At 73.4% G+C, this 8211-nt stretch carries 1 protein-coding gene; it reads right to left on the reverse strand.

The genetic code is table 11. From position 1 onward, the window contains the following. Positions 1–8211: amino acid adenylation domain-containing protein (locus tag ACFYNO_RS41020; RefSeq protein WP_388023863.1), on the reverse strand; the 8211-nt coding region annotated here is incomplete at both ends.

Consider the following 8211-nt stretch of genomic DNA (forward strand, 5'->3'; position numbering starts at 1 on the left):
CAGTTCCGCATAACTCAGCTCCACACCGCCACAACTCACCGCCACCGCCCGCGGCGTCCGCGCCACCTGCCCCGCGAACAGCTCCGGCAGCGAGACCGGAGTCCGGTGTGTCACCGGGCCGTTCTGGTACTCCGTCAGCAACTCCCGCTGCTGCGCGGGGATCACGTCGACCCGGCCGAGCGGGGCCGCGGGGTCGGTCTCCAGGGTGGCGACCAGCCCGTCGAGCGCGGTGTGCACCAGGGCGCAGACGGCCTCGGCGTCGATCGGCGCCACCGTCTGGGCGGTGAGCAGGAATCCGCTGCCGCCGAGGTCGTCCACCGAGAGGGTGAGCGGGTAGTTGGTGCGTTCCCGGCTCTGCAGGACGGTGATGCCGTTGGTGTCCCGCTCCGGGTCTTCGGCGGCCGTCGGGGCGGTGCTGTGGCGGTAGTTGAGCAGCGAGGTGAAGAGCGGCGCCGTGCCGCCGATCCCGCTCGCCTGCTGGGCGAGCGAGAGCGGGGCGTGCTCGTGCACCAGCAGGTCGGCGAGCCGGCCGCGCATCGCGTACAGGGCGTCGAGCGTGCCGAGGCCGCGGGTGTCGAGCCGGACCGGCAGGGTGTTGATGAAGAGCCCCGGCACCCGGTCGGCTCCGCTGCCGCCGCTCATCCGGCCGAACAGCACCGTGCCGAAGACCACGTCCTCGCGGTGCGCCGTCGCCGCGACCACCCGGGCCCAGACCAGGTGGAAGACGGTGGCCGCGCTGACGCCGAACCGGCGGGCCTGCTCCCTCACCCGGCCCGCCAGTTCACCGTCCACCGGCAGCTTGGCCTGCGCGACCGGGCCGGCGTCGCCGCGCACGTCGAGCAGTCCGAACGGCGCGGTCGGCTCGGTCACCTCGCCGAGCAGGTCACCGAAGAACGCCCGGTGCTCCTCCCGGGAGACCCGCAGCCGGGCCTGCGCGACGAACTCGCGGAAGGGCAGCGGCTCGGGCAGCCGGTGGCCCTCGCCCTTGAGCAGCGCCTCGACCTCGGCGAGCAGCACCTCCATCGCCGTGTGGTCGGTGGTGAGGTGGTGGCGCTGGAGCAGCATCAGCCAGCGGCCCGAACCGCCGGGTTCGGCAGCGACGGTGGCGTGCATCAGCGGCGCCCGGCTCAGCTCCATGGTGGCCGGCGCCGCGGCGTGCAGGGCGGCCAGCGGGTCGCCGTCCTCCGGCAGTTCCACGGTGTGGACCGGGAGTTCGGCCCGCCGGGCGACCACCTGCAGCGGCTCCGGCAGCTCCGCCCAGACCACGGCCGTGCGCAGCACGTCGTGCCGGTCGATCACGGTCTGCAGCACGTCGAGCACCTGGTCCAGCAACTCCCGGCTTTCGAAGGCGAGGACGGACGGCATCAGGTAGACGTCCCGGCCGCCGGCGGCCATCAGGTGGTGGAAGAGCAGCCCTTCCTGCAGCGGGGCGAGCGGGTAGAGGTCGGCGATGTTGGCCGCTCCGCCGGGGAACTCGGCGGCGATCCGGTCGAGTTGCTCCTGGTCCAGCTCGGCGAGGGTGACCATCTCGGGAGTGATCCGGTGGGCGCCGGCCGGGATCAGGTTCGGCGGGACCGCCACCGCGCCCGTGCCGGCGGCGGTGGCGGTGGCGGCCAGGCCCGCGACGGTCGGCGCGGCGAACAGCGCCCGGACGTTCACCTCGACGCCCTGCGCCCGCAGCCGCTCGACCAGCGAGACGGCGAGCAGCGAGTGGCCGCCCAGCTCGAAGAAGTTGTCGTCCATGCCCACCTGCGGCACGCCGAGCACGGCGGCGAAGGCGGCGCAGACCAGCTCCTCCCGGGCGTTGGCGGGCGCGCGGTAGGCGGTGGCCGTGCCGGGGAGCTCGGGGGCGGGCAGCGCCCGGCGGTCGAGCTTGCCGCTGACGGTGAGCGGGAGGGCGTCCAGGACCACGTAGGCGGCGGGGACCATGTACTCCGGCAGGACCCCCGTCAGGCTCGCCCTCAGCTCCGCCGGGTCCAGCTCGGCGGGGCCGACCAGGTAGGCGACCAGGCGGTCCTCGCGGACCAGGACGGCGGCCCGGCCGACGGCGGGGTGCGCGAGCAGGGCGCTCTCGATCTCGCCGAGCTCGATCCGGTAGCCGCGCACCTTCACCTGGTCGTCCGTGCGGCCCAGGTACTCCACCGCGCCGTCGGCCCGCCAGCGGGCCAGGTCGCCGGTGCGGTACATCCGGCCGCCGTCGAAGGGGTCGGCGACGAAGCGCTCGGCGCTCAGGGACGGGCGGTCCAGGTAGCCGCGGGCCAGCTGGACGCCCGCGACGTACAGCTCCCCCTGCACGCCGACCGGCACCGGGCGCAGCCGGGCGTCCAGGATGTACAGCCGGGTGTTCCAGACCGGGCGGCCGATCGGGGTGAGGGCGGAGGGCTCGGTGCAGTGCCAGGAGGTCACGTCCACCGCGGCCTCGGTCGGGCCGTAGAAGTTGTGCAGGTCGACGTCCGGCAGCAGATCCAGCAGGGAGTCGCGCAGGTCGGCCGCCAGCGCCTCGCCGCCGGCCATCACCACCCGCAGGCCGGTGCACTCGGCGGCGGCGGGCTCGGCGACGAAGGCGCGCAGCATCGACGGCACGAAGTGCGCGGCCGTCACCCGCTCGCCCCGGATCAGCTCGGCCAGGTAGGCGGGGTCGCGGTGGCCGCCGGGGCGGGCGACCACCAGGGTGGCGCCGGAGATCAGCGGCCAGAAGAACTCGAAGACCGAGACGTCGAAGCCGAACGGGGTCTTCTGCAGCATCCGGTCACGGTCCGTCAGCCCGTACTCGGCCTGCATGTGCGCCAGGCGGTTCACGATGCCCTCGTGCGGGACCATGACGCCCTTGGGGCGGCCGGTGGAGCCCGAAGTGAAGATCACATAGGCGGGGCTCTTGGCCTGGACCCCGCGGTCCACCGGGTCCGTGGCGGGGTGCGCGGCGGCGGCCGCGATCAGCTCGGGCGTCACCGGGGCCGCGGTGGCCGCCGACAGCACGTGGGAGCGGCGCTCCGCCGGCAGCTCCGGGTCGACCGGCAGGTAGGCGCCGCCCGCCTTCAGCACGCCCAGCAGCGCCACCACCAGCTCCACCGAGCGCTCCAGCAGCACCGGAACCACCGACTCCGGCCCGACCCCGCGCTCCACCAGCAGGTGGGCCAGCCGGTTGGCGCGCGCGTTCAGCTCCGCGTACGTCACCTCCGTCCCCTCGAAGACGACGGCCGCCGCGTCCGGCACCCGGGCGGCCTGCGCCTCGAAGAGTTCGGCCAGGGACGCCGGCGTCGGCCTGATCGGCTTTCCGGTCCCGTGCGCGAGGAGCTGCGCCCGCATGCCGCCATCCAGCACCTCGATGGCGTCGAGCGGGGTCTCGGGGGCGGTCTCCAGGGCGGCGACCAGGCCGGCGACTCCGTTGTGCAGCAGGGTGCAGACCAGCGCCGGGTCGATCCGGCCGGTGGTCTGGGCGGAGAGGCTGAGGCCGCCCTCGCCGAGGTCGTCCACGGCGACGGTGAGCGGGTAGGTGGTGCGGTTGTGGCCGTGCCGGATCGTGATCCCGGCGGGCACGGCCGGCTGCTCCACCGCCGCGGCGGCCCGGCCGTGGCGGTAGTTGAAGAGCGCGGTGAAGAGCGGCGCCGGGGCGGCGATGCCGCTGGCGCGCTGGGCGAGGGCCAGCGGGGCGTGCTCGTGCACCAGCAGGTCGGCCAGCTTGCCGCGCATCGTGGCCACCGCCTCGGCGGCGCTGACACCGGCGGTGGCAACCCGCAGGGGGAGGGTGTTGATGAAGAGCCCGAGCGCGCGGTCGGCGCCGCTGCCGGAGTTCATCCGGCCGAAGAGCAGCGTGCCGAAGACCGCCTCCTCGGTGCCGGAGGTGGCGGCGACCACCCGGGCCCAGGCGACGTGCAGGAGCGTCGCGGGGCCCACGCCGAGGCGGCGGGCCTGCTCGCGCAGGCGGCCCACCAGGGCCTCCGGCAGGGCGAGTCGGGCCGAGCCCGGCGCGCTCCCGTCACCGCGCAGGTCCAGCACGCCGAACGGGCTGGTCGGTTCGGTCAGGTCACCCAACTCCGCGGCGAAGAACGCCTCGTGCTCCTCGCGCGAGGTGCCGAGCCGGGCCTGCCCGACGAACTCGCGGAACGGGACGGGCTGGGCGAGGCCGTCCGCCGCGCCGAGCAGCAGGGCGCTGATCTCGGTCATCAGCACGTCCATCGCGGTGTGGTCGCAGATCAGGTGGTGCCGCTGCAGCACCAGCAGCCAGCGGGTGCTGTCCGGGTCCGCGCCGATCCGGGCCCGCAGCAGCGGCGCACGGGTCAGGTCGATCGACTCCGGACAGCCGGCCAGCAGTTCGGCGGCCGCGTCGGCCTGGGTCAGCGCGACCAGCTCGACCAGCTCGACCGGGAGCTCGGCGCGGCGGGCGACCACCTGGACCGGCTCCGGCAGGCCCTGCCAGAAGACGGAGGTGCGCAGGATCTCATGACGGTCGATCACCTGCTGGAGCGTGGCGAGGAAGGCGTCCAGCCGCTCCCGGGAGTCGAACTCCAGGGTGGTCGGGAGAACATAGGGGTCGGTGCCGTCCTCGCTGATCAGGTGGTGGAAGAAGATGCCTTCCTGGAGTGGGGCGAGGGGGTAGAGGTCGGCGATGTTGGCGGCGCCGCCGGGGAATTCGTCGGCGATGCGGTCGAGTTGGTCCTGGGTCAGTTCGGCGAGGGTGACCATGTCGGGGGTGATCCGCTCGGTGCCGGGCGGGATCAGGTTCGGTGGAACGGTCACGCCGCTGGTTCCGGCGGTGGTGGAGGCGGCCAGGCCGGCGACGGTCGGGGCGGCGAACAACGCTCGGACGTTGACCTCGACGCCCTGCGCCCGCAGCCGCTCGACCAGCGTGACGGCGAGCAGGGAGTGGCCGCCCAGCTCGAAGAAGTTGTCGTCCAGTCCGACCAGCGGCAGGCCCAGGACGGCGGCGAACGCCTCGCAGAGCAGGGCCTCCTGCTCGGTGGCCGGCGCACGGTACTCGCCGGTCGGGGCGAGCTCGGGGTCGGGGAGGGCGCGGCGGTCGAGTTTGCCGTTGACGGTGAGCGGGAGGGCGTCGAGGGCGACGATGGCGGCGGGGACCATGAACTCGGGCAGCACGGTGGCGAGGTGGTCGCGCAGGGCGGTGGTGTCCAGGCCGCCGGGGGCGGCGGCGTAGCCGATCAGCCGGTCCTCGCGGACCAGGACGGCGGCGCGCTGGACGCCGGGCCAGGCGGCCAGGGCGGCCTCGATCTCGCCCAGTTCGATGCGGTAGCCGCGGATCTTGACCTGGTCGTCGGTACGGCCCAGGTACTCGATGTTGCCATCGGCCCGCCACCGGACCAGGTCGCCGGTGCGGTACATCCGCCCGTCGTTGAACGGGTCGGCGATGAACCGCTCGGCGGTCAGGCCCGGACGGTTGAGGTAGCCGCGCGCCAGCTGGGCACCGGCGATGTACAGCTCACCGGGCACACCGACCGGGACCGGGCGCAGAGCCGCGTCCAGGACGTAGGCGCGGGTGTTCCACATCGGCCGGCCGATCGGCACGATCCCCGCATCGGGCAGGTCCGGGTGGGCGTCGAGCAGGAAATCGGTGCAGCCGACCGTGGCCTCCGTGGGGCCGTAGTGGTTGACCACCGCCACCCCCGGATGCCGCTCACGCCAGCGGCGCAGCTGCGCGACCTGCGAACCCTCACCACCCACCATCAGCCGACCCGTCGGCACATGCGCCCGCGAGATCGCGTCCAGGTAAGCGAGCGCACTCGGCGTCGCCTTCAGGAAGGCGATCCGCTCGCCGTTCATCGCCGTGGGCAGGTTCTCGTCCGGTGCGGCGATGCGGACCCGGCCGCCGGAGATCAGCGCGCCGTAGAAGGCGGTGACGCCGGCGTCGAAGGAGATCGAGGTGTGGTGCAGAGTGCTCTCGGCGACCTCGGGGTAGGCCTGGACTGCGCGGGTGAGGTAGTTGACCAGGCCGGCATGCGGGACCAGAACGCCCTTCGGGCGGCCCGTGGAACCGGAGGTGTAGATCACGTACCCGGGCTGACGCGGATCGATCGCCAGATCCAGATTGGCGGAGTCGAAGCCGCTCACGTCCGGGAAGTCGGCATCGGTGAGGATGACCGCCGGAGCGGAGTCCTCCAGCATGTAGGCGATCCGGTCCGCCGGATACTCCGGATCCACCGGAACGTAGGCGCCACCGGCCTTGAGCACCGCCAGCATCGCCACGACCACCTCCGTCGACCGCCGCAGCACCAACGCCACCCGCGACTCCGCACCCACCCCCTGCACACGCAGGTAGCGCGCGAGGCGGTTGGCGCGCGCGTTCAACTCCGCATAGCCGAGCACGGCATCGGCGAACGCCACCGCCTCCGCCTCCGGCGTACGAGCCACCTGCGCCTCGAACAACGCGGTCAGCGTCGTCGACGGCACCTCACGCGCCGTGTCGTTCCACTCCACCAGGAGCCGGTGCCGCTCGGCCTCCGACAACAACTCCACGGCATCCACCGGCCGTTCGGGAGCGGCCAGCAGGCCGGTCAGGACGCGGAGCAGGCGTTCGGCCAACTGCGCGACCGTGGCAGCCTCGTAGAGGTCGGCGGCGTAGGTGATGGTGCCGCGCAGGCCACCGTCGGACAACTCGCTGAAGGTGAACGACAGGTCATAGCGTGCCGCCAGATCGGCGGAGGGCGCCGACTGCACAGTCAGGCCGGGCAGGTCGAGCACGGCCCGGGCGTTGTTCTGCAGGCTGAGCAGCACCTGGAAGAGCGGGTGCCGCGCCATCGACCGCGACGGCGCCAGCTCCTCCACCAGCCGCTCGAACGGCACATCCTGGCGCGCGAACGCCGCGAGACCCGACTCCCGCACCCGACCCAGGAGTTCGGTGAAACTCGGCGCACCCGACAGATCCGTGCGCAGCACCAGGGTGTTGACGAAGAACCCGACCAGCTCGTCCAGCGCATCATCCGTGCGACCCGCGACCGGCGTACCGATCGGGATGTCGGTACCCGCACCGAGACGAGACAGCAGCACGGCGAGGGCCGCCTGCAGCACCATGAACAGCGTGCTGCCCTCGGCCGCCGCGACGGCCGTGAGCTGGGCATGCAGATCGGCGGGGACGGTGAACTCGACGGTGCCGCCCCGGTGGCCGGCCACGGCCGGGCGGGGGCGGTCGGTGGGGAGGCTCAGCTCCTCGGGCAGGCCGGCGAGGTTCTGCCGCCAGAAGTCCAACTGCTCGGCGAGTACCTCGCCCAGCAACTCCCGCTGCCAGAGCGCGAAGTCCGCGTACTGTACCGGCAGCGGCACCCACTGCGGTTCCCTGCCGTCGATCCGCGCCGCGTAGGCGGCGGAGACGTCGCGGGCCAGCGGTCCCATCGACCAACCGTCGCCCGCGATGTGGTGAACGATCAGCAGCAGGGTGTGCTCGGTCTCGCTGCGACGGAACAGCCAGGCATGCAGCGGGACTTCGGTGGCGAACCGGAAGGTGTGGCGGGTGGCCGCCGCGAGGGCTTCCGCGTCGTAGGGGGCCACGGTGAGCAGCGCGCCCACGGACTCGGCCGGCAGGATCCGCTGGCAGGGCTGCCCGGCCTCGGAGCCGAAGACGGTGCGCAGCACCTCGTGACGGGCGACCACGTCGTGCAGCGCGGCGTCCAGGGCATCGGCGTCCAGCGGGCCGGTCAGCTGGAGCAGCAGCGGGATGTTGTAGGTCGCGCTCGGGCCCTCCAGCTCGTTCAGGAACCAGAGGCGCTGCTGGGCGAAGGAGACCGGTAGCACCTCGGGGCGCGTCCCGGCCGTGAGCGCGGGACGGCGGCTGCTCATGGCCTCGGCGTCGAGCCGGGCCGCCAAGGCGGCCACCGTGGGCGCCTCGAAGAGCGCGCGGATCGGCAGCTCCACGTCCATCGCCGTCCGGACGCGGCTCACCAGACGGGTGGCCAGCAGCGAGTGGCCGCCGAGTTCGAAGAAGCTGTCGTCGATACCGACCGTCGGCAGGCCCAGCAGCTCGGCGAAGAGCACGCACAGCTGCTCCTCGCGCGCGGTGCGCGGGGCGCGCTGGGCGGTGGTGACGGTGTCGGGGGCGGGCAGGGCGCGCCGGTCGAGCTTGCCGTTGACGGTCAGCGGCAGGGCATCCAGCAGGACCAGGACACCGGGAACCAGGTACTCGGGAAGCGTGGCGGCCAGCTGGGCGCGGACCTCCTGCGGGTCCGCGTCGCCGACCAGATAGGCGACCAGGCGCTTCAAGCCGGG

This window comes from Kitasatospora sp. NPDC006697, assembly GCF_042869935.1.
In the GTDB taxonomy this organism is placed as follows: Bacteria; Actinomycetota; Actinomycetes; order Streptomycetales; family Streptomycetaceae; genus Kitasatospora.